Source organism: Gemmatimonadales bacterium (assembly GCA_035502185.1).
GTDB lineage: Bacteria > Gemmatimonadota > Gemmatimonadetes > Gemmatimonadales > JACORV01 > Fen-1245.
In genome coordinates this window covers 17,358-42,811 of record DATJUT010000104.1, presented here as the reverse complement: position 1 = coordinate 42,811, position 25,454 = coordinate 17,358, and the positions used below count along the sequence as shown (strand labels likewise).

The window sequence follows — 25,454 nt, the reverse complement described above, 5'->3', positions numbered from 1 at the left end:
GCTAGAACAGCTTCTTCAGCTTCCCCATCATGCCGCCGCCGCTCTCGCCCGCCGCCTCCTCGAGCGCCTTGCCGAACTCGCCGGCGGTCTGGTAGCGGGCCGCGGCATCGGCCTCGATCGCCTTCATCAGCGCCTTTTCGAACGCCGCGCTGAACTCGAGGTCGCTGCGCGCCTTGCGGAGCGGCAGCGGCTGCCCGCGGAGCCGCGCGATCATCATGTCCTGGGCCGTTTTGCCCTCGAAGGGCAGCTTGCCGGTGAACATCTCGTAGGCCACCAGCCCGAGCGCGTAGATGTCGGAGCGGCCGTCCAGCGGCTTGCCGCGGATCTGCTCGGGGCTCATGAATTCCGGCGTGCCGAGGATGATGCCGGTCGCCGTCAGCTTGGCCATGCCCGGCTCGGCGCGCCGCTCCTTGGCGAGACCGAAGTCCGTCACGACCGCCTTGAGGGCGCCGCTCGGCTCCGGGCAGATGAAGATGTTCTCCGGCTTGAGGTCCCGGTGGATGATCTGCTGCTGGTGGGCGACGTCCAGCGCGTCGCACACCTGGCGCATGATCGGCACGCCGATCTCGAGCGGGATGGGGCCCTCGCGGACCTCCTTGTCCGACAGCAGCTCTCCCTTGAGGAGCGGCATGACGAGGTAGATCAGCCCGTCCTCGGTCTCCCCGAGCCGCATGATGCGGCAGATGTTGGGATGGTCGAGCCGCATCGCGAGACCGGCCTCGCGCCGCAGGCGCTCCGCCGCGGTCCGGTCCTGGGCGAGCTTGGGCGTCATGATCTTCACCGCCACCGACTCGCCGCTGGAGATGTCCTTCGCCTCGTACACGAAGGACATCCCGCCTTCGCCCAGCTTGCGGACCACCTGGTAGCGCTGATCCAGGACCTGGTCGCGCAGCGTCTTGGCCGGGTCGGCGGCGGTCGGCTTGGGCTTGACCGCCTGGCGGATCTGGGTCGATCCCGCGGATCCCGTCGAGGCGACGGCCGGGGCCGACGCGACGTCCACCAGCTGGGAGCCGTCCTTCGGGCAGAACCGCGCGTCGCCCGCGTAGACGGTGTGGCACTTGGGACAACGCCGTTGGCTCACTGTCGCACCACGTTGCGGCCGTCCGCCTTGGCGCGGTACAGCGCCGCGTCGGCCAGAGCGATGAAGGACTCCGGGCTGTCCACCGCCGGATCCGGGAAACAGGCGACCCCGACCGAGACCGTGATGCGCACCGGCCGCGCCGGGTCCCCGAAGGTGAAGTTGGCGATGCGCTGCCGCATCCGGTCGGCGAAGATCATCGCGCCGTGCGCCGCGGTCTCGGGCAGCAGAATCACGAACTCCTCACCGCCGTACCGGGCCACCGCGTCCACCGAGCGCGCGTCGCGCCGCAGCAGTTCGCCCAGCTGGCGCAGCACGGTGTCGCCGACCAGGTGGCCGAGCGTGTCGTTGATCCGCTTAAAGTGGTCCAGATCCACCATCAGCAGCGCCAGCACCAGGTTGTAGCGCCGCGCCCGGTCCACCTCCCGCTCCACCGCCTCCAGCAGCGCCCGGCGGTTGAGGCACCCGGTCAGCGGGTCGGTGGCCGCCAGCCACTCGAGCCGCTCCTTGTCCGAGACGACGGTCTCAAAGTCGTGCGCTTTCTCGATCGCCGCAACCGCGGCCTTGATCACGGTGTCCGCGAACTGCGCGTCATCGCGCTCCAGGGGCGCCTCGCCGTGCACCGTGCGCAGGTAGAGCACGCCGCACTGCTCCTCCCGCATCCGGAACGGCAGGGCCACCACCGACTGGGTCGGCACCGGAATGCCGTTCTTGGCCCACATCGCCCGCACCTCGACGAACAGCGGATCGCTCCCGACGTCGCCCACGATGACGGGCTGGTCGCTCTCCAGCGCCTTGAGCATCTCGGGGTAGCGGGCCAGCTCGATGCGCAGGTTGCGCAGCATCGGGTTCTCGTAGGCCGCGACCACCGTGCCGTACACGTCCCCGGGCTTGGCCAGCACCAGCGAGCAGCGGGAGATGTTGAGCGCCCGCGCCACCCGCCGTGCCAGGATGTGGTAGATCTCGTCGGGCTTCAGCGTGTCGGTGAGCTCGTGCAGGATGTCCGCGATGGCGCCGCGCGCCCGCGCGTCCTCCCGCGCCGAGCGCAGCTCGCGGCCGCGCTTGAGCTGCGCCTCCACGCGCGCCAGGAGCTCCTTGACCCGGAACGGCTTGGCCACGAAGTCCGACGCGCCCAGGCCCAGCGCCTTCGCCGTCCCGTCCTCGGCGTCCATCGAGGAGATCATCAGCACCGGGAGGTCGTGCCACCGCGGCTCGCTGCGGATCCGCTCCAGCAGCTGCAGCCCGTCCACCTTCGGCATCATGATGTCCAGCAGGACCAGGTCCGGGCGCTCCAGGCTCAGCTGCTCCAGGAGGTTCTGCCCGTCGGGCACGGCGACCACGTGGCAGCCCTGCTCCTTGAGAATCCAGGTCAGGGTCCCCACCAGGGCGGCGTCGTCATCCGCCACCAGCACCTTCGCGCCGACGAGCTGGCCGAGTCCGGTCACGCCTTCGCCCCGAGCAGCGTCTGAAGACCCTCCCACTCGATGTTGCCGCCCGACAGCACCGCGACCACCGGTCCCGCGACCGACCCCGCGGGCTGGCCGAGGAGCCAGGCCAGGGTGGCGGCGCCGGAGGGTTCCACGACCAGCTTGAGCCGGTCCAGCGCGAACCGCACCGCCTCCACGATCTGCTGGTCCGACACCAGGCACGCCCGGGCCGCGTGCCTGGCCAGGTGGGCGAAGGTGAGCGAGCCGATCCGGAGCGGCAGCAGCCCGTCCGCGACGCTGCCCGTGCGCTCGAGCGTCACCGGCTCCCCGGCCGCCCGCGCGCGCTCGTACGTGGGCGCGCCCTCGGGCTCGACCGTCACCACCGCCGCCTCCGGTCGGAGCGCCCGGACGGCGGTGGCGACGCCGGCCGCGAGGCCACCGCCGCCCACCGGGACCGCCACCGTGCGCACGTCCGGACAGTCCTCGACCAGCTCGAGACCTGCCGTCCCCTGACCCGCGATGATGGCCGGATGGTCGAACGGCGGCACGACCGCCAGCCCCTCGCGCTCGGCGATCGCGAGCGCGCGCGCGTAACGGTCCTGCGACGTCCGACCCGCCAGCACCACCTCGCCGCCGAGCCGCTCCACGCCACGACGCTTCGGCGCGGCCACCGTCTCCGGCATCACGATCACCGCACGAAGGCCGAACCGCCGAGCCACCCACGCCACCGCCTGGCCGTGGTTGCCCGACGAATACGTGATCACGCCGCGCGCGCCACCCTCGGCCAGCTGCCGCACCAGGGTGAACGCGCCCCGCAGCTTGAAGGCCCCGACCCGCTGCAGACTCTCCGGCTTCACGAACACCGGCACACCGAGCCGCTCGGCCAGGTCGTCGGACGGCAGCAGCGGCGTGTGCACCGCGACGCCACGCAGGTGCCGCGCGGCCTCGCGAATCGCTTCGAGACTGACGAGCTCGGGGGCCGACGCGACCGTCACGGGGGGCGACGACTCCATTGAGGGCCGCAAACTACGGCCCGGTTGGGGTAGCGGCAAGGCCGTCCGCACCGCCTTCTCAGCGCTTCCGCGCCGCACGGCGCAACAGCCAGTGGGTAGCCGCGAGATCCACCACCATGACGGCGAACAGCACGATGGTGCCCGTCGTGGCGATCACCCGAAAGTAGCGCAGGGCCGCGACCAACAGGGAGTACGCCACCACGCCTCCGAACACCAGCGGCCGGTTCATGCCGCGGGCACGGCCGGCGGCGTCGCCCCGCGCTCCAGCAGGGCGATGAACTCCCGCGCCGCGGGGCCGTATGCCACGTCCGGGGCCTTCATCACGGCAAAGTAGCGCGACAGGTCCAGACCGGCGACCCGCCGCACCCGCAGCCCGAGGCCCAGCGGCCGCTCCCCCACGGCCAGCCCCGACACCACCGACGCCCCGAGGCCCGCCGCCACCGACCGGAGGATCGCTTCGGTGCTCGGCAGCTCGAACAGCACCCGAAGCGTCAGCCCGGCCTGGGCGAGGGCCCGCTCCAGCGTCCGGCGCGTCCCCGATGCCGGTTCCCGCACGATGAGCGCGTGCGCCGCCAGCGCCGCGCCGCCCAGCCGCGCCACCGTCGCCAGCGGATGTCCGGGCGCCGCCACCGCCACCAGCTCGTCTCGCCGAAACGGTGTCAGCCTCCCCTCGGCGGGCCCGGAGCCCTGCCCCAGGACGCCCAAGTCCACGTCCCCGCGCAACACCCACCGCTCCACCTCCGCGGCGGCCCCCAGCCGGAGCTGGACGGCGATGCCGGGGAACCGGCGCCGGAACTCCGCCAGAGCCCCGGGGACGAGGTACGTCCCGACCGTGGCCGTCGCGCCGACGACGAGCCGCCCGGCCTCCAGCTCGACCAACTCGCGCGCGGCGCGCTCGGATTCCTCGGCGAGCCGCACGATGCGGCGCGCGTAGTCCACGACTTCCCGGGCCGCGTGGGTCAGCACGACCCGCCGTCCCGCCCGCATCAGCAGAGGCAAGCCGTAGTGCTGCTCGATGAGCCGGAGATGCTGGGAGAAGGCGGGCTGGCTGATCCCGACGGCCCGCGCCGCGGCCGTGACGCTTCCCTCGTCCGCCAGCGCGACGAGCAACCGATACCGCTGAAGGGAGAGACCCGACGCGCCTTGCATGCACACAAGTTATGCTATGTGCGATAGACATCAACATTACTTATGAAAAGACAACTCCGCGCGGACTGGAGTCGGTGCCGCTCCGCGCGTAGGCGGCGGCGCGGCTGGACTCGCGCCGGCTACCGGGACAGCAGGCCCTCGGACTGGAGCAGCTCGGCGTTGAGAAGCGAGGCGCCGGCGGCGCCGCGGATGGTGTTGTGCCCGAGGACGATGAACTTGTATCCGAGGAGGTTGCAGCGGCGCACCCGTCCCACGACGGAGGCCATCCCACGCTCCCGGTTGACGTCGAGGCGGGGCTGCGGGCGGTCATCCTCGTCCACGAGCAGCGTCGGGTGAGCCGGCGCGCTCGGCAGGTGACGTTCCTGGGGCACGCTCTGGAAGGCGCGGAGCGCCTCGCGCACCGCGTCGAGGCCCGGATCGGCGCCGAGGGTCGCGAACACCGAAGCGGTGTGGCCGTCCACGACCGGCACGCGCGTCGTCGTGGCGCTGACGATGACCGGATGCGGGGCTACCCGCTCGCCGCTCATGGTGCCGAGGATCTTCCGGGTCTCCCGCTCGATCTTCTCCTCCTCGCCCTGGATGAACGGTATGACGTTCCCCACGATGTCCAGCGAGGGCAGCCCCGGGTATCCGGCGCCCGAAATGGCCTGGAGCGTCGTGACGGCGACGGCCTTGAGGCCGAAGCGCCGTTCCAGCGGCGCCAGCGCGAGCACCAGCGTGGCGGTCGCGCAGTTGGGGTTGGTGGCGATGAAGCCTCGCCAGCCGCGCCGCTTCCTCTGGACCGGAATGAGCGCCGTATGGCCGGGGTTCACCTCCGGCACGAGCAGCGGGACGTCGTCCGCCATGCGGTGACTGCGGGCGTTGCTCAGCACGGCGTAGCCGGCGGCGGCGAACGCCTCCTCGACGGGACCGGCGACGGCGGCGTCGAGGGCCGAGAAGACGACGTCGCACTCGAGCCGGGGCTCCACCGGCTCGACGACGAGGTCGCGCGCCGCGTCGGGCATCGGGACGTCGAGCTTCCAGCTGCACGCCTCGCCGTAGCACTTCCCCGCGGAGCGCTCCGAGGCGGCGACGGCGACGAGGTCGAACCACGGATGACCGTCGAGCAGCTGCACGAACCGCTGGCCGACGGCGCCGGTCGCGCCGAGCACGCCCACGCGAATAGTCACCGCAGCGCCTCCTCCAGGGCCGTGGCCGCCGACGTCTTCTGGTCGCGGTACTTGACGATGATCGGGGCGTAGAGCGCCACGCCCATGGCCGCCGCCCCTTCGCCCGCCGCCGGACGCGTGCCGGGCACCACGACGGCGTCGGCCGGGATCTCGAGCGGCGCCTGGCCGCTGCGGCGGTAGACGGTCCGGTGCACCAGATCGTAGACGGGCGTGGACCCGGTGAGAATCGTCCCCGCGGCCAGCACGGCGCCCCGGTGCACGATGGTCCCCTCGTAGACGCCGCATCCGCCGCCCACCAGCACGTCGTCCTCGATGATCACCGGCAGCGCGCCTGCCGGCTCGAGCACGCCGCCGATCTGGGCCGCGGCCGAGAGGTGCACGCGCTTCCCGATCTGCGCGCACGAGCCCACCAGCGCGTGGCTGTCGATCATCGTTCCCTCGTCCACGTACGCGCCGACGTTGACGTACATCGGCGGCATGCACACCACGCCCGGCGCCACGTACGCCCCGTCCCGGACGGCCGATCCGCCCGGCACGACGCGGACGGCGTCGCGCACCACCAGCGGCTTGACCGGGTAGGTGTCCTTGTCGAAGAAGCGCAGGGTGGGGCCGTCGGACATCTCGACCAGCGTGCCCATCCGGAAGCCGAGCAGGATGGCCTCCTTCACCCAGAGATTGACGCGCCAGCCGCCGTCCACGGGCTCCGCCGCCCGAATCTCGCCGCGTCCCAGGGCGGCCCGGAATTCGTCGAACAGCGAGCGATCGGACCAGTCGAAGGTCGCCGGCCGCTTCGCCACCAGGGCTTCGACCAGCTCACGCAGCGGCATGCGACCTCTGGCCGAGGAGCGACAGCGTGCTCAGCACCTCGCGCACCCGGGTCCGGCTCGCCTCCTTGATCGGGACCAGGGGCAGGCGGAAGTGCTCCTCGAGCAGGCCCATCATGGTCATCGCCGCCTTCACGGGGCCGGGGCTGGACTCGACGAAGTTCACTTCCATCAGGGGCAGCAGCCGGTAGTGCAGCGCGCGCGCCTCGTCCCACTTGCCGGCCAGCGCGAGGTCGGCCAGGCGGGACATCAGGTCGGGCGCCTCGTTGGAGGCCACCGAGACGATGCCGTCGGCGCCCAGGGCCATCAGCGGCAGGGTCACGGCGTCGTCGCCCGAGAGAACGCGGAAGCCGGCCGGCCGCTCGCGGAGGATGGCCATGATCTGCGCGAAGTCCCCGGACGCCTCCTTGATCGCGACGATGTTCGGCACCTCGCGGGCGAGCTTGAGCGCCGTGGCGGCCTGGATGTTCGACGCGGTGCGTCCGGGCACGTTGTACATCATCACCGGCAGGGGCGCGACCGCCTTCGCCACGGCGCCGAAGTGCGCGAGCAGGCCCTCCTGCGTGGGCTTGTTGTAGTAGGGCGCCACGATCAGGACGCCGTCGGCGCCGAGGGCCGCAGCCTCGCGGGCCTGCTCGATGGCGTGGGCCGTGTTGTTGCTGCCCGCCCCGGCCACGACGCGCGCCCGGCCCCGGGCCACCTCGATCGTGGCGGCCACGACCTGGCGGCCTTCCTCGTCGCTCATTGTGGCCCGCTCGCCGGTGGTGCCGCATGGCACCAGGAGCTTCACGCCGCCCGCGATCTGACGCTCCACCAGCGAGCGCATGCGCGGCAGGTCCACCGCGCCGTCCGCCTTGAAGGGCGTCACCAGGGCCGTCGCGCATCCCCGCATCCAGTCCAGCGTGGTCGTCATCGTCCCTTCTCCTTCCCCGCGTCGAGGATCGCATCGAGAACCTCGGCGAACTCGAAGACGCCGCGGCGCCCGGACAGAGCGATCCACCGGGCGGCGAGCAGCGCGCCCGCGGCGAACCCCTCCCGCGAGCGCGCCTCGTGGGTGAGCGTGACCTGGTCCGCCGGGCCGTCGAATCCGACCCGGTGCGTGCCCGGGATGTGCCCGGCGCGAGTGCTGGCGACCGCGAGGTCCCGGCCGCCGTAGGCGCGCGCCACCAGGTCGCGGAGCTTGAGTGCCGTCCCCGACGGCGCATCCTGCTTGCGCGCGTGGTGCGCCTCTTCCAGGAACGGCGCGTACGCGGGATCGCGGGCGTACTCCGCCGCCGCCGCCGCGACGACGCGGTAGAACAGGTTCACGCCGATCGAGAAGTTGGCGCCGTAGACCAGCGCGCCCTGGCCGCGCTCCACGACGCCGCGCACCTCGGCCAGCTGCGCCTGCCAGCCCGTCGTCCCCTCGACCAGCGGCACGCCCGCCTCGACGCACGCGCGCACGTGATCCGGCACCGCGGCCGCCGCCGAGAAATCCACGGCCGCGTCGCTGCCGCGGAGCACCGCCGCGATCTCCTTCCAGCCGCGCCCGGCGTCCCGGTCGGTGAAGGTGGCCGCGATCTCGTGCCCCGCCTCGCGCGCCCGCCGCTCCACCAGGCCGCCCATGCCGCCGAGTCCGAACAGCGCCAGCCTCATTTCCCGCCTCCGCCGTTCTTCGCGAGCAGCCTGCTTCCGAGCCGGGCGAGGGCGTCCACGGCCTCGTACAGCTCCGCCTTGGGCAGCTTCTCGTGGTCGGTGTGCGCCTCGAGGATCGAGCCGGGGCCGAAAACCAGGGCCGCCCCCCACCGCGACAGATGCGGCGCGTCGGTGGTGTAGCGCACCACGCACGTCTCGAAGTCCGGCAGCTCCGTGAGGCGGATGGGCTCGGTGACGGTGTGCACCTCGAGCGAGGCGCGACCTTTCACCACCTGCTCCAGCTTCCGCCGCACCTGTTCGGAGGGCACGGCCACGCGGAAATGCAGCTCCGCCCGCGCCTCCGCCGGAACCACGTTCGCGCGGGTCCCGCCCGCGATCGTACCGATGTTGCAGGTCGTGACGCCGAAGAACGGGTCGGTGGGCCACTCGACCCCGCGAACGTCCGCCAGCACGTCGAGCAACGCGAGGATCGCCGAGCTGCCGCGCTCGGGGTACGCCGAGTGCGCCGCGATCCCCGCGGTCGCCAGCGAGAGCCGGAGCGAGCCCATGCACCCCCTCGCCAGCCGGTTGTCGGTCGGCTCGCCGAGGACCACGTAACGCACGCCCTCCGCCGCGGCGTGGCCGTTGGCGACCTTGGCGCCGAGGCTTCCCGCTTCTTCGTCCACCACGTACAGCAGCCCGATGCCCCGCTGACCGTCGGCCCGCAGCCGCTGGGCGGCCGCGATCTGTGCCGCCACGATCCCCTTCGCGTCGCATGCGCCGCGACCGTACAAAAAGTCGGCGTCCTCGGAGGACGTGACGAACGGCGGAACGGTGTCGAGGTGCGAGGCGAAGACGACCCGCGACGCAGCGCCGTCCTTGGCGATGACGTTCGACCGGCCGGGCGCCGCCTCCTGCAGCTCGACCCGGTAGCCGAGGCGCTCGAGGTACGACGCCACGTACGCGGCGATCTCGCCCTCGTCACCGCTCACGGACGGGATGTCCACCAGCGAGCGGGTGAGCGCGCCGACGTCGACCTCCCGCGTCTTCCCCCGGCCCGGCTTCACCGGCCGCTGCTTCGCCGCCACGCGCTTCGCGCCGCGCGCGCCCGCCCACACCGTCGGGCCCGGGCCGACCCGCGTGCCGCGGGGCGAGCCGACGGCACCGACGTCGAACTCGACTCGCTCGCGCCGCGCGAAGTGCAGCGCCTTGGGCTGGACGACCCGGGAGCCGAGCTTGAGGGCGTCGTCCCAGGAAATCACGTCGTAGCGTCTCGGCTTGCGGCCGCCGGCGGGATCGTGCTCGTACACGCCGTCCACGTTCTTGAGGAGCCGGCAGAGCCTGGCGCCCAGGCGGTGCGCGAGGAACAGCGCCGTCAAATCGGTGCCGCCGCGCCCGAACAACGCGTACCCGCCCGACGTGTCGCGCCCGAAGAATCCCGGGACGACGGCGGCGCCCGACCGCTCCAGCGCGCGGCGGAGCGCCTCGTCGTCCACGGCGACCGGGTCGGCGTCGAGGAGCGGCCCGCGCGTCGTCAGTCCGATCGCCGACGGATCGAGGATCGCAGCCTCCACGCCGGCCGCGTTCAAGGCCAGGGCGAGCCGCGCCGCCGAGGCCGCCTCACCGGTCGCGAGCAGCGACGCGGTGGCCGCGGGCTCCGGGGCGGGGCCGAAATGGCGCGCGTCCGCGAGCAGGCTGTCCGTGGCGCCCTTCAGCGCCGAAACGACCGCCAGCACGCGCTCGCCACGCTGCAGGTGGCGCCTGACGTCCGCGACCGCCGCCGCGTAGTCGCGCGCGGTGCCAAGCACCGAGCCGCCGAACTTCAGCACCGTGAGCGGCTGCTTCGCCATCGCGTGAGCCTCCCGGCCCCGGAACGCAGAATCGCCACCGCCCGGTGGCCCGGGCGATGGCGAATCCTATCGCGGAATACGGTCGGCGCAAAGCGGCCCGGCCGGCGACGCACCGCCGCCCGGCCCGCCGCGGCCGAGCCTCAGCGGCGTCGCACGCTCAGCGGACCGTTGGTGGTCACGGCCCGGATCGTCGGCCCGCCGCCACCGAGATCCGTCTCGATGCGGTGCCCGTTGAAATGGCCCTGCACCGTGACCGGGAAATCGATGTTCATCGGCCCGTTGACGGTGCCGGTCTCGAGGTGCGCCGCATAATTGCCCGGAATGGTCAATTCGACGGGGCCGTTGCTGGTCTCGCCGTCGAGTCCCGCGCCGTCCCACCGCTCACCGACCAGGTTGATGACCAGCGGTCCGTTGGTGGTCCGCGCGTGGACGTCGCCCCCCACGGCGTCGAGGTGCACGGGGCCGTTCACCGCGTGGAGGTCCATCTTCCCGGCCACGTCCTCCACCGAGATGGGGCCGTTCACCGTCTCCGCCGTCAGGTCCGTCCGCCTCGGCACCAGCACGTCGAAGCTGACGCTCCACGACTCGCGTCCCGACGTCGCGGGCCCGTCCGCCCGGATGGCTCCGGCGGTGGTCGAAATCCGGATCTGCCCCACGAGCGCGCGCGCCGCGTCGTCGCTGCCGGCCCGGGCCTGGACCTTCGCGGTCACCGCGACGCTGTCGCGGTCCCACCCGCTGACGCGGACCGCGCCGTTGGTGCCGGGGTCCACGGTGATGGCGCCGCCCGCCCTGAACCCGGTGTTCCGGATCTCGCAGTAGTGGGACCGGCTGTCGGAGGCCCAGTCCCGGCTGCTGCAGCTGTCGAACCCCTCGTCGAAGCGGGCCCGCTGGGCGAGGAGCGGCGTGGCCGCGAGGCTCAGGCCGATGGCGATGGTGGCTACGCGGGCACGGGGCTCCACGGCACTCCTCCGGAATGGCGGCTTCCGATTCGACACACCCGTCATGGAAAGGGTTGGACCGCTAGCCCTGCGTCGCTCCCTCTCCGACCGGCTCGACGTCGCCCGTCGGCTCCTCCTCGCCGCCTTCCTCCTCCTTGACCACCCGCGCCACGTCGACGACCACGTCGCCTTCGTCGAGGTTGATGACCTTGACGCCCTGGGTGTTCCGGCCGATCACGCTGATGTCGTTCACCGGGAGGCGGATGATCACCCCGTGCCGGGTGATCACCATCAGCTCGTCGTCCGGGATGACTTCCTTGAGGGCCACGACGTCGCCGGTCTTCTCGGTGTGCTTGAGCGTGATGATGCCCTTGCCGCCGCGGTGCTGCACCCGGTAGTCGGCCAGCTCCGACCGCTTGCCGAGCCCGTGCTCGGCCACCACCAGCAGGGTGGCCTCGCGCCGCACCACCACCATCCCGATCACGGCGTCGCCGGACTCCAGCTCGATGCCGCGCACGCCGGTCGTGGCGCGGCCCATCTCGCGGACGTCCTTCTCCTGGAACCGGATGCTCATCCCGTATCGGGTGGCGAGCACGAGGTCGTTGGTGCCATCGGTGATCTGGACGTCGATCAGCTCGTCCCCGTCCTCGATGTTGATGGCATTGATGCCCGTCGCCCGCACGTTCCCGTACGCGGACAGGACGGTCTTCTTCACCGTGCCGCCGCGGGTGGCGAACATCAGGAAGCGGTCGTCGACGAACTCGCGCACCGGCACGAGCGCCGCGATCCGCTCGTCGGGCTTGATGGCGATGCAGTTCACCACCGGCTTGCCCCGCGCGGCCCGGCCGCCCTGCGGGATGTCCCACACCTTCAGCCAGTAGATCTGGCCGTTCGCGGTGAAGAACATCACGTAGTCGTGGGTCGAGGCGATGAACAGGTGCTCGACCCAGTCGTCCTCCTTGGTGCCCATCCCGTTGAGCCCCCGCCCGCCGCGGCGCTGCCGCCGGTAGGTCGAGACCGGGATGCGCTTGATGTAGCCGGTGTGGGAGATGGTGATGACCATGTCCTCCTCGGCCACCAGGTCTGCGACCGAGAAGTCGCCCTGGTCCGCCACCACCTCCGTCCGGCGCTCGTCGCCGAAGTCCTTGGCCAGGCTCTCCAGCTCCGCCTTGAGGATGCCCAGGCGCTTGGGCTTCGAGGCGAGGATGCTCTTGAGCTCCGCGACCAGCGCCTGCACCTCCTTGAGCTCCGTCTCGAGCTTCTCGATCTCGAGGCCGGTGAGCTTCGCCAGCCGCATGTCGAGGATCGCCTTGCTCTGCGCCTCGGACAGCTTGAAGCGGTCCCGCAGCTTCTGGTCGGCCTCCTCGGTGGTCTTGGACCCGCGGATGATCTTGATCACGGCGTCGATGTTCTCGACCGCGATCTTGAGGCCCTCGAGGATGTGCTGGCGCTCCTCCGCCCTGTCGAGCTCGAACTTGGTCCGCCGGGTGATCACCTCGTGGCGGTGCTCGACGAAGTGCCGCAGCAGCTCCTTGAGGTTCATCACCGTCGGCACGCCGTCCACCAGCGCCAGCATGATCGCGCCGAACGTCGTCTGCATCTGGGTGTGCTTGAACAGGTTGTTCAGCACCACCATCGGCACCGCGTCGCGTTTCAGCTCGATCACCACCCGCATGCCGTCGCGGTCCGATTCGTCCCGGAGGTCGGAGATGCCCTCGACGCGCTTCTCGCGCACCGTTTCCGCGATCTGCTCGAGCAGGCGCGCCTTGTTCACCATGTACGGGATCTCGGTGACGACGATCTGCGACTTGCCGCTCGACTCCTTCTCCTCGATCTGCGCCCGCGCCCGCACCACGATCCGCCCGCGCCCCTGCTCGTAGCACTCGTTGATGCCGTCGCGCCCGTAGACGATCCCGCCGGTGGGGAAGTCGGGCCCGACGACGTGCCGCCGGAGGTCCGAGACCGACGCCTCGGGATGGTCCACCAGGTGCGCCGCCGCCGCCACCACCTCGCGCAGGTTGTGGGGCGGGATGTTGGTCGCCATGCCGACCGCGATGCCCGCCGAGCCGTTCACCAGCAGGTTCGGAAGCCGCGACGGAAGGACCGTCGGCTCCTGCAGCCGGTCGTCGAAGTTCGGGACGAAGTCGACCGTGTCCTTGTCGATGTCCTCGAGCATCGCGAGCGCGATGCGCGTGAGCCGCGCCTCCGTGTAGCGGTAGGCCGCCGCCGGATCGCCGTCCACCGATCCGAAGTTCCCCTGGCCGTCCACCAGCGGATAGCGCAGCGAGAAGTCCTGGACCATGCGGACCAGCGAGTCGTAGACCGCGCTGTCGCCGTGCGGGTGGTACTTGCCGAGCACGTCGCCGACGACCGTGGCGCTCTTCTTGTACGGCCGGTTGGGCAACAGGCCCAGCTCGTTCATCGCGTAGAGGATGCGGCGATGCACCGGCTTCAGGCCGTCCCGGACGTCGGGAAGCGCGCGCTGCACGATGACGCTCATCGAGTAGTCGATGAACGACTCGCGCATCTCGTCTTCGATCAGTCGGGGGAGAATCCGTTCGCGCTGATTCGGAGCGGTCATGACACCATGGGTGAGGACTGCTAAACATAGACGTTCTATTGAGTTAAGTCAAACGCCGCCACCCCCTTCCCGGGGGATGCCGCTCCTGGCCGCCGGGCCCGCTACGCGCGGGGCCCCGCCCCGCCTGCGGGGGCGGCGCGGCGCGGCTGGGACCCCTCGTGCGCGTCCGGCGGCGGCGCGGCGGCGCCCTCGCGACGCCCGGCCGCGGCGTCCGGCGCCGAACGCTGCGCCAGGGCCGCGCGCTCGCGACCGGACTCGTACCAGCGGCGCGTGACCTCGCCCGCGAGGCCCGTGTTGCCGAGGCCGAAGGCCAGCGCCACGGCCAGGGCCGCCGCGCCCAGGATCAGCGTGAAGGCGGTGGTGACGATCTCCCCCGCGACGCCGATCTGCTGCAGGGCCATGAACACCGAGATGACGATGATCATCGCCTTGGCGACCGTCGCCAGCGTCGGCACGCCCTCGACGGCGCCTGCGGAGGCCAGGATCAGCGCCCGCACGAACTCGCCCAGCACCAGCCCGAGGACGATGACGATGATCGCGGCGAAGACACTGGGGATGTAGTTGACGAGGTTGCCGAAGACGGCGTTGATGTTCGGCACGCCCAGGGCGGAGGCAGCCAGGAGAATCACGATCAGCATCACCAGCCAGAAGAGCAGCTTGCCCACGGCGCGCGCAGGGTCCAGTCGCGTGCCCGTGCGCTCCACCGCCTCGGTCACGCCCCAGCGCGCCGCCGAGCGGTCGAACTGCACGCGGACGAGGAAGCCGTTCACGATGCGCTCCACCAGCCGGGCCACCAGGAAGCCCGCCGCCAGGATGACCACGGCGAACAGCAGCTGCGGCAGGGTATCGGCGATCTGCGCCAGCGCGTCCTTCAGCCGTTGGTACGTGTCCACCGGGCTCCTCCCGCAGCGCTAGGCCGCGATTTCCACCACCAGCTTCCCGAAGTGCGCGCCCGAGGCCAGCCGCTCGAGCGCGCGACGCGCGTCCCGGATCGGCGTGACGCCGTCCACGACCGGGCGCAGGGATCCGGCGCCGAGCAGCCGCACGATCTCGGCGAACTCCCGCGCGTTGCCCATCGTGGAGCCCATCAGCGTATGGTGGTACCAGAACATCCGCCGCACGTCCGTCACCACCTTCGGGCCGCTGGTGCCCCCGCAGGTCACGAGCCGGCCGCCGGGCGCGAGCGCGCGCAGGCTCTTCTCCCAGGTCGCCTCGCCCACCGAATCCACGACCACGTTCACCCCGCGGGCCCCGAGCAGCCGCCGCAACTCCTTCGGCACGTCGGTCGTGACGTGATTCACGGCCAGATCGGCCCCCAGCGCGCGCGCCCGCTCGAGCTTGGCGTCGCTGGAGGAGGTCACGATCGCCACCGCGCCCAGGAGCTTCGCGATCCCCAACGCCGCCAGCGCCACGCCGCCCCCGATCCCCCAGATCAGCACCGTCTCCCCCGGACGCACGGCGGCCCGCGTCACCAGCATCCGCCAGGCCGTGAGATGGACCAGTGGGAATGCCGCGGCGTCGGCCCACGACACGCGTCCGGGCAGGGGATGGACGTTCCATTCGCCCACCCGCACGGCCTCCGCCATGGTGCCGGGCAGGTGCTCGCCCAGCAGCCGGTACGTCGTGCACAGCGACTGCTCGCCCGCGAGACAGAAGTCGCACGCCTGGCAGGAGACCCCCGGGTTGAGCAGGACCCGGTCGCCGGGCTTGACGCGCGTCACGGCGGGACCGACCGCTTCCACGACCCCGGCGCCATCGGCGCCGAGCACGTGCGGGAAGGACAACGCGCGGCCGGGCAGCCCGCGCACGACGAAGAGGTCGAGATGGTTGAGGGCCGCGGCCTTCAGCGCGACCACCACGTCGTTCGGCCCCTCGACGCGTGGGCGCGCCACGTCCTCGACGGCGACGACCTCGGGACCCCCGTGCGAGCGGATGGTGACGGCGAGCATCCCGGAAAAATCTACGAGGAGCCCCGGGACGGGGATAGCCGCGACGATCGCGGCCGGCCTCCGATCGCGGGTGCTCGTCCGGCTACGGCTGGGCGGCCGGCGGCGCGGGTCGGAAGGCCGGCGCCCCGATCCTCGCGACGCCCGGCAGCGCGTACGGCGTCCGCGCGCCGGTTGCCACGTCGAATAGCTCCACGTGCGACTGGGCCTGCGGATCGGGGGGCAGCACCGTGAGCAGCAGCGCTCGGCCGTCGGCACTCACGCTGAACGACTGCACGTACATGCCGGCCGGGGTGATGGGCGTGGCCACCGAGCTGCTGAGGTCCTGGCTGTACACGCGTTTGCTCGGCGGGTTGCCGCTCTCCAGCCGCAGGAAATAGAACGAGCGGCCATCGGCGGCGTACGCCGGCGAGTCGTCCACACGGCCGGTCGTGAGGCGCTGCTCGGCGCCCGTGCCGTCGAGGGTGGTCTGGTAGACGTTGTAGACGTGTTCCCGCAGGGACACGTACAGCATCCGCTTCCCGTCGGGCGACACGCTCGGCTGGGTGTTGGGGCTCGCCCCGGCCGTGAGCTGCCGCCGCTGGCTGCCGTCCCGGTTGACGACGAACAACTGCGCCCGGCCGGTCCTGCCCGCTTCGAACACGATCTGATCGCCGGCCGGACCCACGAAGGCGGGGGAATGCACCGGCACCGTGTCGTGGACGGGCGCCTGGACCTCCGAACCGTCGGCGTTGGCGACGTAGAGCTGGAACTGCTCCGACCGCACCGGCGCGGCGACGTAGGCCACGCGCGTCCAGTCCGGCGACCACGCCGCCTGGGTCTCGACCGCGCTGTCCTGCGTGAGCGCTCGCAGCTTCGGAGCGTCGCCCGCCGCGACCATGAGCAGGTCCCAGCGACCGTTCCGCTCGGCCGGCACCAGCACGTCCCCGACCACGTACGCGTCGGCCGCCACCGTCGAGTCCCATGGCGCGCGAGCCACCAGCCTGGCGCGTCCCATCCCCACGCCCGTCACCCGCCCGTCAGCGGCGATCCGGGCGGTGGAGTCGTCGCTGGACCGCCAGGACAGCCCGGCCGCGGGGCCCAGCGGACGGCGACGCTCGTCGAGCAACTGCACGCTCAGCGGGACCTGACCGCCGACCGGCAGCGCCAGCCGCGGCGTTGCGATCGCCAGCCCTCCGGCGACCACCCGCACGTGCCAGTGGCGGAAAATGGAGTCGGTCCGACTCGCCATCGCCGTGACCGTCATCCGCGTGTCGCCCGCCTTGACCCCGCGCAGCGTCCCGGTGCCGGTGTCGAACCGGACGATCGTGCTGTCGGGCCGGGTCCATCGCACCGGCACGTCGTCGACCAACGTGGAATCGGCGGCGAAGAAACGCACCCCGATCGTCGCCGTGCCCTCGATGGCGAGCGTCACCAGCGTGTCGAGCGGCGTCCCGATCAGGCGGCGGATCGGCTTGTGCACGGTGACCGTCGCCGTGATGTCCGGATACAGCGGGCTCGACGCGGTGATGCGCGCGGTGCCCAGGGCGGCGGCGGTGATGATCGGCGCCACCGGCGAGACCGTGACCTTGGCCGGATCGGACGACTCGAATTGGAAGGAGGTCCGCGAGGGATCCAGACGGCGCCGATCCTGCGCCGGCACCACCAGCTCGAGCGTGTCCACCGTCCCCACGGCCAGCGACGTCGTCCGCTCCGAGAACTGCACCGAATCCGCGCGCACTTCGACCGACACCTGCTTGGGCGAGAACCGCGCGCCCGGCACCGCGACCGTCACCATGGCGCGGCCCGTGTCTCCCATCGACGTCACCAGGCCGAGCGTGTCGATCATCGCCACGCGCCCGGCGTCCACCAGGAACACGATGCAGGCCGGCTCCGCCGGATCACCCGTCGCGCCGCGCGCGGTGCGATACTGCAGCTGCGACGACTCACCCTTGATCAGGACCAGTCGCTGGGGCGTGACCAGCAGCCCGTCGGGCGGCCCGGAACCCGGCTGCTGCCGGGCCAGCGCGGCGCAGCCCGGTCCGGACGTGCGCCCCGACGCGGGCCGCGCGGCGCCCGGCTGCGCCGGCGCCGCCGCGGAGGCCTGCGCCTGAGGCTGGAGAGCGCCTCCCTCGGCCACCACCTCGAGCGTCGCCGGCTCGCTGGTCTTGGCCGTGCGTCCCGACCCGTACCGCGCGGTGACCTGCACCGTCCCCGGCGCCACACCGGTCGCGACGCCGTTCTCGTCGATCGTGGCGACCCGGGGATTGCTCGACCGCCACGCGAACGACGTGACCGACGCGAGCGCGTTGTTGCCCCGGTCGTAGGCCGTGGCGAAGAACTGCGTCGTCCGCCTCACCTGCACCTGGGCGTCACCGGGCTGGACCTGGATGTCCGCAACGGCGGACTGCCGCTGCGCGACGCCCGTCGCGGGGTAGACCACCGGGGCAGCTGCCAGCACCGTCGCCACCAACGCGAGTCGCCGGGTGTTCATGACGCGCAAAGAAGGGGTGGTGCGGACAACGTGTCAAGCATTTTTGTCGTCTATAGGTGCAGTCTCACAGCGGTTTTCGCGTAGCCGTCGCGCGAGTCGCCGCCGTCTTCGGGGAAGCGCACCGTCTGAATGCCGACACCGCCGGTCGGTTTGTGAACCTCGACCCGGTAGGCAACGCCTGCCCGGCCCTCCAGGTCCAGCGCGAACACCTCGCCGTCCACCCGCGCGTCCAGGACTTTCAGTGCCCGCGAGCGGTCCCCCCGCGAGGGGGTGGGGTCGGCGGTGACCAGGCGCCAGCCCGGCGTGTGCCGGATCACGACGGACGCGACGCTGTCGGCGAGGCGCAGGTCGAACGACACGTGCACGTCCCGGCCCGTGGCCACGCTGCGAAAGGCCACGACGCCGCCGGCGGCGCGCACGTCGCGCACCCGTGCGCCCGGGGCGAGCGCCGGCTCGAAGTGCAGCACCAGCGGCGCCGCGCCGGTGATGCGGTGCACCGTGGCGGCGAACGTGCTGTCGCTCACTCTGAGGTCGACGTCCAGCAACGTCTGCCCGACGCGCACGCGGCGCACCAGGTAGTCGCCCGGGCGGTCGAAGAGGTGCGGCGCCACCGTGAGGAATCCGCGCGGGGCGTCCGCCTCGATGCCGAACGCGCCGCGCAGGAGCGGCGTGAGGTACATCGAGGTGGCGAAGAACTGCTGCGGCACGGCCGTCTCGAGCGGCTCGAACGACGCACCGGAGAAGACTTCCGGGTTCCGGCCGAGACCCCACACGTCGAAGGTCCGCCCGAGGGCGTCGAGCGCGGCGCGGCCCGCGTAGACGTTGTGGTAGCGGTACTCGGCCAGCGCGAGGAACCCCGTCACGAACGGCCAGACCGTGCCGTTGTTGTAGTGGAGGGGGTCGAACAGGTCGCTCTCGGACGCCAGCGTCCGGCCGCCCCAGTCGGTCGAGATCGCGGCGCGTGCGAGGGCGGCGGCCATCGCCTGTCCCCGCTCCTCGTCGAAGAGGTGCCACGACATCGCGGTCGCCGGCCACACGGTCAGGTCGTCGTTGAGACTGTCGCCCGCGAGGATGGCGAAGGCGAATCGCCCGGTGCGCGGCACCCAGAAGCGCTCCTCGAGGCTGCGGCGCGCCACGGGGAACCGCCGCTCCACCTCGCCGGCCACGGCGGTGTCGCCGAGGGACCGCGCCATCTCGTCCAGGCGCCGCAGGGCCTCGACCCAGACGGCGGCGAGATAGATGTCCGACTTCACGCCGACGCCCAGGTTGCCGACCTCGATGGCCCCCACGCCCGCGAGCGGGTTCTGCATCAAGCCGTCCTCGCCCACCGTCCCCGCGCACCACTGGTACGCGCGCCGGACCTCGGGCCACAGCGACCGGACGAAGGCGGTGTCGGCCGAGGCCCGGAACAGCTCGCCGATCGCGAGGATCCAGAACGGCGACGTGTCGCCGTGCCAGTAGGGGAAGGGATAGTCACTGAACCAGGGCACGCGGGCGGCGCCCTGCGAGATCTCGTGGGTGATCTTGCCGTCGGCGCGCTGGTAGGGGGCGAAGAAGCCCAGGTACCGCCGTGCGAGATCGAAGGCCCCCACCGACGCGAGCGCGAAAGAGTTGATCGCGGCGTCACCGCCGAAAAACCAGGCGAAGCCCGGCCGCGCGCCGCCGGGACCGGACGGGCCGTAGCCCGCCACGGGCCCGCAGCCCAGGTCCGGGTTGCACACGAGCGCCTCGTCGAGGTTCAGCTCCGCCCACCGCGCCAGCCGGTCCACTGCCGTGTCGCCGAAGCCCACCGTGCCTGCCACGACGGAGTCGGCGTGCGCGACCCGCTCCGCGTACAGCTCGCCGAGGCGGGCGAGCACCCGGCGATACGTGGCGAGCACGGTATCGCGCGGGGCGATCTGGCCCACCAGGACGATCGGAATGCCCGCGGCGACCAAATTCACGAGCCGGCCGGCCGGCTCCTGCCAGCGCGGCATCGCGACCGGCTGCTGGTCCCCGACGGCGATGCGCATCTCCGAAGGCGCGTCCGGCACGGACCAGGTGGGGTTGGTCGTCGCCCGCGTCGCGAAGGGCGAGCCCACGAAGGCGTTGAACTGCCGCCGGCTCTCGGTCAGCTCGAACGCCTTGAGCGTGTCGTTCCACAGGATGTACTGGCCGCCGAGCGCGCCCGGCCACGCCAGCTGGAGGTCGCTGTGGAAGGACGCGATGATCTCCAGCGGGCGCACCGCCTGGACCTCGAGCACGATCACCACCGCCGGCTCCTCGGTGGGCGCGAAGATGTGCTCCCGGACGGTGAACGCCGCGTGGCTGTAGGTGATCGTGGCGCCGGCCGGATCGACCTCCACGGTGCGGGCCACGTCGGCGGCGCGGACCGGCTCGGCATAGAGCGGGGTCTGGAACGAGAGCTGGAGACCGTGGACCAGCTTCAGCGGCCAGGCCCAGACCTCGAGGTCGCCCTGCTCGTTCCCGATCGCCGCGGCGCGCCGGCCCTCGATCCCGAGGTACCCGTCGGGCCGGGCCGGGCCACGCCACCCCAGGGGGTCCCGGACCCACCGCAGGGGCGTCGGCGCGGCCGGGAGGCCCTGCGCGGCGAGCCCCGGGCCGCCGGACGCGACGAGGGGCAGGAGCAGGAGCGGACAGCGGAGCAGGGCGGCTGATATCCGTGAGCGCATGGGCGGGAACCTCGCGACCGGCGCCGGGCCGCTTGCGAAGTGGAATCTCCGAGGCAATGTATAGAGCCGCTTTACCGAGCGACAGAAGCGTCAATTCCGTTGGGAGGAGCGCTCATGCTGTCCGATGACATGACGGGAATCGGAGGTTGGGAGCCGCCGTCGTCCATGCCTCCACAGCCGCCGGCGCCGCCGGCCTGGAGTCCGCCGCCACCCGCATTCGCACCGCCGCCCGCGCCGAAGCCGGCGCCCGCGGTGAAGAAGGCGGCACCGAAGCGGAAGAAGGCCGCCAAGAAGAAGAAGGCCGCACCGAAGCGGAAGGCGGCGAGGAAGCCGGCCCGCCGGGCGGCCAAGAAGAAGGCGACGCGCAAGGCGGCCAAGCGCCGCAAGGCCGCGCCCAAGCGCAAGAAGGCCCGCGCCAAGAAGCGCTAGAAGACCTCGACACTCCCGGAGATGACCCGCCGCGCGCGCGCCGCGATCGCCTCGAGCCGTGCGCGCGCGACGGGGCGTACGCGTGGGTCCGCCGGCGGCCGCGCGATCGAGTAGAGCTGTACCGCCTTCGGCTGCAGCCGGGCCAGCGCGACCAGCCACTCCTCGACCGACTCCTCCGAGGCCCCGTCGTAGCCCGGGCCTTCCACCACGAGTGCCTGGACGGTCACGTCCGCCAGGGCCCGGAGATCCTCGACGAGCTGCCCCCGGTCGTAGGCCACGCCGTTGACGAGCGCCGGCGGCCCGGGATCCAGCTTCATCACCCGCTCGTCGACGCGATCGAGGGCCCCGCGCACGGCCGGCTTGCCGCACGACAGCCCGTTCGACATCACGACGACCTTCACGGCAGGCGCGACGTGGTCGCGCACCTCCAGCACGCGCTCGACCACCTGGGCGAAGCGGGGATGCATCGTCGGCTCGCCGTTGCCGGCGAAGGTCACCCGGTCCGGGGGCTCGCCCATCCGCTCCAGCGTCTTGCGCAGCGCGTCCGCGACCAGGTCCGGCGACGGCCAGCGTGAGCCCGGCGCCTTGGGGGTATTGAAGCCGCATTCGCAGTACGGGCAGTCGAAGCTGCAGAGCTTGGAGTGCAGGGGAACGAGGTTCAGGCCGAGGCTGACCCCGAGCCGCCTCGAGCGCACCGGCCCGTTGATGATCCCCTCCCACAGGAACGTGCCTCCGGGCCTGCCGGGAGGGGGAAGGGAGCCGACGCGATCCATCGCGGGAAACGTAGTCCGGCCTTGCGACCATCGCCACGCTTCATAGGTTGACGACATGCCCAGGCCGGTGACGCCGCTCCAGCTCCGGCGCCTGCGCGGATGAACGCCCGCCAGGCGCCGTTCGTCGTGGCGGCCGCCGCGGCGCTGGTCGGCCTCGCCATCGGGCTCGCGCTGCGCGGGGTCGAGCCCGCCGCGACCTGGCTCTACCACGCCGCCTGGTATCCGACCATCGCGGCGATGGCGGCGATGATCGCGCGCCGCGAGGGCCGGGATCCGCTCACGGCCAACCCCTTGCACGCCCTCTCTCTGTTCGCGTGGTCGGCGGTGTTCTGGTTCTTCTTCGAGCTGCTGAACTGGCGTCTCGACGACTGGTACTACGTGAACGTCCCGGACGGGCGGCTGGCGCGCTGGATGGGCATCTCGCTCGCCTTCGCCACCGTGCTCCCCGCCATCTTCCTCGCCGCCCGCACCCTGGAGTCGTGGGGGGTGATCCGGAGCGTCCGCGTGCCGGCGATGCGCGTCTCCCTGACGGGACTCCGCCTCACGTCGCTCGCGGGGTTGGTCTTTCTGGTGCTGCCGCTGGTGTGGCCGCGCTACTTCTTCCCCCTGATCTGGGGTGCGACGACGCTCCTGGCCGAGCCGGCGCTGTACCGCCGGGAGCCACGCTGGTCCCTGATCGCCGACCTCGAGCGCGGCGAGCTGGGACGCATCCTCCGCCTGCTGGCCGGGGGAGCGCTCATCGGGCTGATGTGGGAGCTGTACAACTCCATCGCCCGCAGCCGGTGGATCTACACGGTGCCGGGGCTGGAGAATCTCAAGCTCTTCGAGATGCCGCTGCTCGGCTTCCTCGGCTTCCCCGTGTTCGCCCTGGAATGCTGGTCGGTGTTCCACCTCCTGGCCTGCTTCGGCATCTCCACGCCCGAGGCGGCCACGGCTCGGCCGGTCCGCCTGCGCCTCAAGGTCGGCACGGCGGTGGCGGGCGTGGCGTTCGCCGTGCTCGTGCTCGCGGGCATGGAGCACTTCACCATCAGCAGCATCACCCCTCGTCTGCTCGACGTCCCGGGACTGCCGGCATCCGCCGCCTTCCGCCTCGGCGCCTCGGGAAGATCCCCGTTCGACCTGGCGCGGGAGCCGGCCAACCAGGTTGCCCGCGAGACCGACGCCAGCCTGGACGAAGCGCTGCGCTGGATACAGGCGGCGCGCCTCGTGACGCTGCGCGGCATCGGGACCGACAACGCCCGACGCCTGTCCGAGATCGGCGTGCCGGACGTGCCCACGCTGGCCCTCCAGGATCCGGACACCCTGGTGGCGCGTCTCAGGGCCCGGTCCGGGGATCCCCCGCCGCGCGCGCCCACGCCCGCCCAGGCACGGGTATGGGTCAAGGCGGCGCGGGCGGCGCTCGACCGGTCGGGATGATGGGCACGCGCCTGCTGCTCGCCGGGGTCTGCGCCGCCGTGGTCCTGGCGGCGTCGCCCTCGCGGCTGCACCGGAGAGCCGACTTCGACGTGCTGCTGGCGGGCGGCACGGTGGTGGACGGCAGCGGGTCTCCGGGGCGCGCCGCCGACGTCGGCGTCGTCGGGGACCGCATCGCCGCCATCGGCGACCTGAGGGGCCGTAGCGCGGCGCGCGTCATCGACGCGTCGGGATTGGTGGTCGCTCCGGGATTCATCGACATGCTCGGCCAGTCGGAGGAGACCATCCTCGTCGATCCGCGCGGCGTGAGCAAGGTGACGCAGGGCATCACCACCGAGGTCACCGGCGAGGGCGTCTCCGCCGCGCCGGCGAACGCCGCCACCGTGCGGCGGGACAGCGCCACGTACGCTTCCTGGGGACTGGTCGTGGACTGGCACGACCTGGACGGCTATTTCCGCCGTCTCGAGCGCTCCGGGACGCCGATCAACCTCGCGACCTTCGTCGGCGCGACGCAGGTCCGGGAGTACGTGATCGGGTACGCGCGCCGCGCGCCGACCCGCGCCGAGCTCGTGCGGATGGAGGCGCTGGTCGATACCGCGATGCGGCAGGGGGCGCTCGGCGTATCCACGTCCCTCGGCTATGCGCCGGCCGTGTATGCGAGCACCGCCGAGCTGGTGGCGCTCGCCCGCGTGGCCGCACGCTACCACGGCGTGTACGCCACGCACATCCGCTCGCTCACCGAGGCGTTCCGCATCGGCCAGGAAGCCGGCGTGCCCGTGGAAGTGTGGCACCTCAAGCTCGTGGGACGCGCCAACTGGGGCCGGATGCCGGCACTGCTCGGCCGCTTCCAGGCGCTGCGACGCACGGGCCGGCACGTCGGCGCGAACAGCTATCCCTATACCGCGTCGGCCACCGGACTCGATGCCGCCGTACCCGCGTGGGCGCACGCCGGCGGCGACGATTCGCTCGTCGCGCGGCTGCGGGTTCCCGCCATCCGTGCCCGCCTCAAGCGGGAGATGGAGGCCCGCGAGTCCACGCGTGACGGGGACGAGATCTTCGCTGCCGGGAACGGCGGACTGTCGGACGTGCTGGTGCTCGGCGTGCTGGACTCGACGCTGCGTCGCTACGAGGGGCGCCGGATCACCGACATCGCGCGCGACGAGGGGAAGGACCAGTACGACGTGTTGTTCGACCTCCTCATCGCCGATCACGCGAGAACCGGGGCGGCGTTCTTCTCCATGAGCGAGTCCGACGTCAGCGCCGCCGTCGAGGCGCCGTGGGTGGGGGTCGGGTCGGACTTCGGCGCGGTCGCGCCCGACGGCCCGCTGAAGATGCGCCGCGTGCATCCGCGCGCGTACGGGACGTTTCCGCGGATCCTCGGCCACTACGTGCGCGAAGAGCACGCCCTCACCCTCGAAACCGCGATCCGGAAGATGACGGCCGTGGCGGCCTCCCGCATGGGCCTGCGGCAGCGGGGCCTGCTCACGGAGGGCTACTTCGCCGACATCACCGTCTTCGATCCCGCCACCGTCGCGGACCGCGCCACGTTCGAGGACCCGCACCAGCCGTCGGTCGGCATCCGCTACGTCATGGTCAACGGGCACCTCACGATGGACGACGGACACCTGACGGGGGAGCGCCCCGGCCGCGCACTCCGCGGCCCCGGCTGGCGAGCACCGTGAGCCTGACGCCCGTGGGGATCGCCTTCGGCCTCGTCGCGCTGGTCTTCGTCGCCGTAGGGGCGGCGTCGGTGCGATGGATGCCTGGGGGTTGGGGATTGGGGGTCGGGGTTTCGTCCCCGCCGCCCCGCCCCGTGTGGGCGGAGGCCGTTCGCGCCGTCTGGCTGCCCGCCTCCGCGGAGGCGCTGGCCGTCAGCCTGTTCGCGGCGCTGTGGTTCGGCTCCCTGGGGAGCGGCGGATGGGTGACGCTGTTCGCGCTCGTGGGCGCCCTCGCCGGCGGTGCGGACCGGTGGACGCGGCGCCGCCTCCTACGTGGTTCCGGCCGGGACGATCTGAAGCTGTTCGTGGCGTCACTCCTCAAGTATCTCGCTGCCGGCGGGCTGTGCGCGTGGTGCCTCACTTGACACCCTCGTAGCTTTCCTGACG

21 protein-coding genes are annotated in these 25,454 nt (G+C 72.1%); 4 read left to right on the top strand and 17 right to left on the bottom strand.

What is annotated here, in order from left to right; all coding sequences use genetic code 11:
* Position 1: 1 nt before the first annotated feature.
* The 16 genes from VMF70_14310 to VMF70_14235 form a co-directional block, all read right to left on the bottom strand.
* Positions 2 to 1,081, bottom strand: coding sequence for a serine/threonine-protein kinase (locus VMF70_14310; GenBank protein ID HTT69193.1), 1,080 nt, complete (start codon positions 1,079 to 1,081; stop codon positions 2 to 4).
* A complete protein-coding gene (locus VMF70_14305; GenBank protein HTT69192.1) occupies positions 1,078 to 2,523 on the bottom strand; it encodes a diguanylate cyclase in 1,446 nt (481 codons plus the stop codon). The genes VMF70_14310 and VMF70_14305 overlap by 4 nt, the downstream gene beginning before the upstream one ends.
* On the bottom strand, positions 2,520 to 3,500 hold the full coding sequence (locus tag VMF70_14300) for a threonine/serine dehydratase (protein HTT69191.1): 981 nt from the start codon (positions 3,498 to 3,500) through the stop codon (positions 2,520 to 2,522). Before VMF70_14300 ends, VMF70_14305 begins: the two co-directional genes overlap by 4 nt.
* Before the next feature lie 76 nt (positions 3,501 to 3,576).
* The gene (locus tag VMF70_14295; protein HTT69190.1) at positions 3,577 to 3,747 is read right to left on the bottom strand and encodes a hypothetical protein; all 171 of its coding nucleotides are present in this window, start codon (positions 3,745 to 3,747) and stop codon (positions 3,577 to 3,579) included.
* Positions 3,744 to 4,667, bottom strand: coding sequence for a LysR family transcriptional regulator (locus VMF70_14290; GenBank protein ID HTT69189.1), 924 nt, complete (start codon positions 4,665 to 4,667; stop codon positions 3,744 to 3,746). The genes VMF70_14295 and VMF70_14290 overlap by 4 nt, the downstream gene beginning before the upstream one ends.
* A gap of 119 nt (positions 4,668 to 4,786) precedes the next feature.
* The gene (gene asd / locus VMF70_14285) at positions 4,787 to 5,836 is read right to left on the bottom strand and encodes an aspartate-semialdehyde dehydrogenase (protein HTT69188.1); all 1,050 of its coding nucleotides are present in this window, start codon (positions 5,834 to 5,836) and stop codon (positions 4,787 to 4,789) included.
* The gene (locus VMF70_14280; GenBank protein ID HTT69187.1) at positions 5,833 to 6,663 is read right to left on the bottom strand and encodes a 2,3,4,5-tetrahydropyridine-2,6-dicarboxylate N-succinyltransferase; all 831 of its coding nucleotides are present in this window, start codon (positions 6,661 to 6,663) and stop codon (positions 5,833 to 5,835) included. Before VMF70_14280 ends, asd begins: the two co-directional genes overlap by 4 nt.
* Entirely contained in the window at positions 6,650 to 7,573 is a 924-nt protein-coding gene (dapA, locus tag VMF70_14275; GenBank protein HTT69186.1) for a 4-hydroxy-tetrahydrodipicolinate synthase, read from the bottom strand. Before dapA ends, VMF70_14280 begins: the two co-directional genes overlap by 14 nt.
* The gene (locus VMF70_14270) at positions 7,570 to 8,295 is read right to left on the bottom strand and encodes a dihydrodipicolinate reductase C-terminal domain-containing protein (protein HTT69185.1); all 726 of its coding nucleotides are present in this window, start codon (positions 8,293 to 8,295) and stop codon (positions 7,570 to 7,572) included. Before VMF70_14270 ends, dapA begins: the two co-directional genes overlap by 4 nt.
* Positions 8,292 to 10,124, bottom strand: coding sequence for a M20/M25/M40 family metallo-hydrolase (locus VMF70_14265; GenBank protein ID HTT69184.1), 1,833 nt, complete (start codon positions 10,122 to 10,124; stop codon positions 8,292 to 8,294). Before VMF70_14265 ends, VMF70_14270 begins: the two co-directional genes overlap by 4 nt.
* Positions 10,125 to 10,264: 140 nt before the next feature.
* On the bottom strand, positions 10,265 to 11,083 hold the full coding sequence (locus VMF70_14260) for a DUF4097 family beta strand repeat-containing protein (GenBank protein HTT69183.1): 819 nt from the start codon (positions 11,081 to 11,083) through the stop codon (positions 10,265 to 10,267).
* Positions 11,084 to 11,144: 61 nt separating this feature from the next.
* The gene (gene gyrA / locus VMF70_14255) at positions 11,145 to 13,643 is read right to left on the bottom strand and encodes a DNA gyrase subunit A (GenBank protein ID HTT69182.1); all 2,499 of its coding nucleotides are present in this window, start codon (positions 13,641 to 13,643) and stop codon (positions 11,145 to 11,147) included.
* A 101-nt stretch (positions 13,644 to 13,744) separates the two neighbouring features.
* Positions 13,745 to 14,536 carry a mechanosensitive ion channel gene (locus VMF70_14250; GenBank protein HTT69181.1) on the bottom strand — a complete coding sequence of 264 codons (792 nt, stop codon included), beginning with the start codon at positions 14,534 to 14,536 and terminating at the stop codon, positions 13,745 to 13,747.
* A gap of 18 nt (positions 14,537 to 14,554) precedes the next feature.
* Complete coding sequence (locus VMF70_14245; protein HTT69180.1) at positions 14,555 to 15,592, bottom strand: zinc-binding dehydrogenase; 1,038 nt, start codon at positions 15,590 to 15,592, stop codon at positions 14,555 to 14,557.
* Between the two features lie 82 nt (positions 15,593 to 15,674).
* Positions 15,675 to 18,062: an Ig-like domain-containing protein gene (locus VMF70_14240; GenBank protein HTT69179.1), complete on the bottom strand. Its 2,388-nt coding sequence runs from the start codon at positions 18,060 to 18,062 to the stop codon at positions 15,675 to 15,677.
* Between the two features lie 50 nt (positions 18,063 to 18,112).
* Positions 18,113 to 20,734 (bottom strand): hypothetical protein, encoded by a 2,622-nt coding sequence (locus VMF70_14235; GenBank protein HTT69178.1) that lies wholly within the window; start codon positions 20,732 to 20,734, stop codon positions 18,113 to 18,115.
* Positions 20,735 to 20,986: 252 nt separating this feature from the next.
* Here VMF70_14235 and VMF70_14230 point away from each other — a divergent pair, with 252 nt between their 5' ends.
* A complete protein-coding gene (locus VMF70_14230; GenBank protein HTT69177.1) occupies positions 20,987 to 21,163 on the top strand; it encodes a hypothetical protein in 177 nt (58 codons plus the stop codon).
* Here VMF70_14230 and VMF70_14225 read toward each other — a convergent pair.
* The gene (locus tag VMF70_14225) at positions 21,160 to 21,936 is read right to left on the bottom strand and encodes a radical SAM protein (GenBank protein ID HTT69176.1); all 777 of its coding nucleotides are present in this window, start codon (positions 21,934 to 21,936) and stop codon (positions 21,160 to 21,162) included. The genes VMF70_14230 and VMF70_14225 overlap by 4 nt on opposite strands.
* 99 nt (positions 21,937 to 22,035) lie before the next feature.
* Here VMF70_14225 and VMF70_14220 point away from each other — a divergent pair, with 99 nt between their 5' ends.
* Genes VMF70_14220 through VMF70_14210 form a run of 3 tightly spaced genes read left to right on the top strand, consistent with a single transcriptional unit; the run spans position 22,036 to position 25,432 of the window.
* Positions 22,036 to 23,352, top strand: coding sequence for a DUF4332 domain-containing protein (locus VMF70_14220; GenBank protein ID HTT69175.1), 1,317 nt, complete (start codon positions 22,036 to 22,038; stop codon positions 23,350 to 23,352).
* Complete coding sequence (locus tag VMF70_14215) at positions 23,352 to 25,031, top strand: D-aminoacylase (GenBank protein ID HTT69174.1); 1,680 nt, start codon at positions 23,352 to 23,354, stop codon at positions 25,029 to 25,031. Before VMF70_14220 ends, VMF70_14215 begins: the two co-directional genes overlap by 1 nt.
* Positions 25,028 to 25,432 (top strand): hypothetical protein, encoded by a 405-nt coding sequence (locus VMF70_14210; protein ID HTT69173.1) that lies wholly within the window; start codon positions 25,028 to 25,030, stop codon positions 25,430 to 25,432. Before VMF70_14215 ends, VMF70_14210 begins: the two co-directional genes overlap by 4 nt.
* Positions 25,433 to 25,454: the final 22 nt, after the last annotated feature.

Coding starts and splice junctions, on each gene's coding strand:
- VMF70_14290 (HTT69189.1), bottom strand. CDS start 4,667: ATGCAAGGCGCGTCGGGTCTCTCCCTTCAGCGGTATCGGTTGCTCGTC.
- VMF70_14280 (HTT69187.1), bottom strand. CDS start 6,663: ATGCCGCTGCGTGAGCTGGTCGAAGCCCTGGTGGCGAAGCGGCCGGCG.
- VMF70_14240 (HTT69179.1), bottom strand. CDS start 18,062: ATGAACACCCGGCGACTCGCGTTGGTGGCGACGGTGCTGGCAGCTGCC.
- dapA (HTT69186.1), bottom strand. CDS start 7,573: ATGACGACCACGCTGGACTGGATGCGGGGATGCGCGACGGCCCTGGTG.
- VMF70_14270 (HTT69185.1), bottom strand. CDS start 8,295: ATGAGGCTGGCGCTGTTCGGACTCGGCGGCATGGGCGGCCTGGTGGAG.
- VMF70_14265 (HTT69184.1), bottom strand. CDS start 10,124: ATGGCGAAGCAGCCGCTCACGGTGCTGAAGTTCGGCGGCTCGGTGCTT.
- gyrA (HTT69182.1), bottom strand. CDS start 13,643: ATGACCGCTCCGAATCAGCGCGAACGGATTCTCCCCCGACTGATCGAA.
- VMF70_14295 (HTT69190.1), bottom strand. CDS start 3,747: ATGAACCGGCCGCTGGTGTTCGGAGGCGTGGTGGCGTACTCCCTGTTG.
- VMF70_14220 (HTT69175.1), top strand. CDS start 22,036: ATGAACGCCCGCCAGGCGCCGTTCGTCGTGGCGGCCGCCGCGGCGCTG.
- VMF70_14235 (HTT69178.1), bottom strand. CDS start 20,734: ATGCGCTCACGGATATCAGCCGCCCTGCTCCGCTGTCCGCTCCTGCTC.
- VMF70_14245 (HTT69180.1), bottom strand. CDS start 15,592: ATGCTCGCCGTCACCATCCGCTCGCACGGGGGTCCCGAGGTCGTCGCC.
- VMF70_14215 (HTT69174.1), top strand. CDS start 23,352: ATGGGCACGCGCCTGCTGCTCGCCGGGGTCTGCGCCGCCGTGGTCCTG.
- VMF70_14225 (HTT69176.1), bottom strand. CDS start 21,936: ATGGATCGCGTCGGCTCCCTTCCCCCTCCCGGCAGGCCCGGAGGCACG.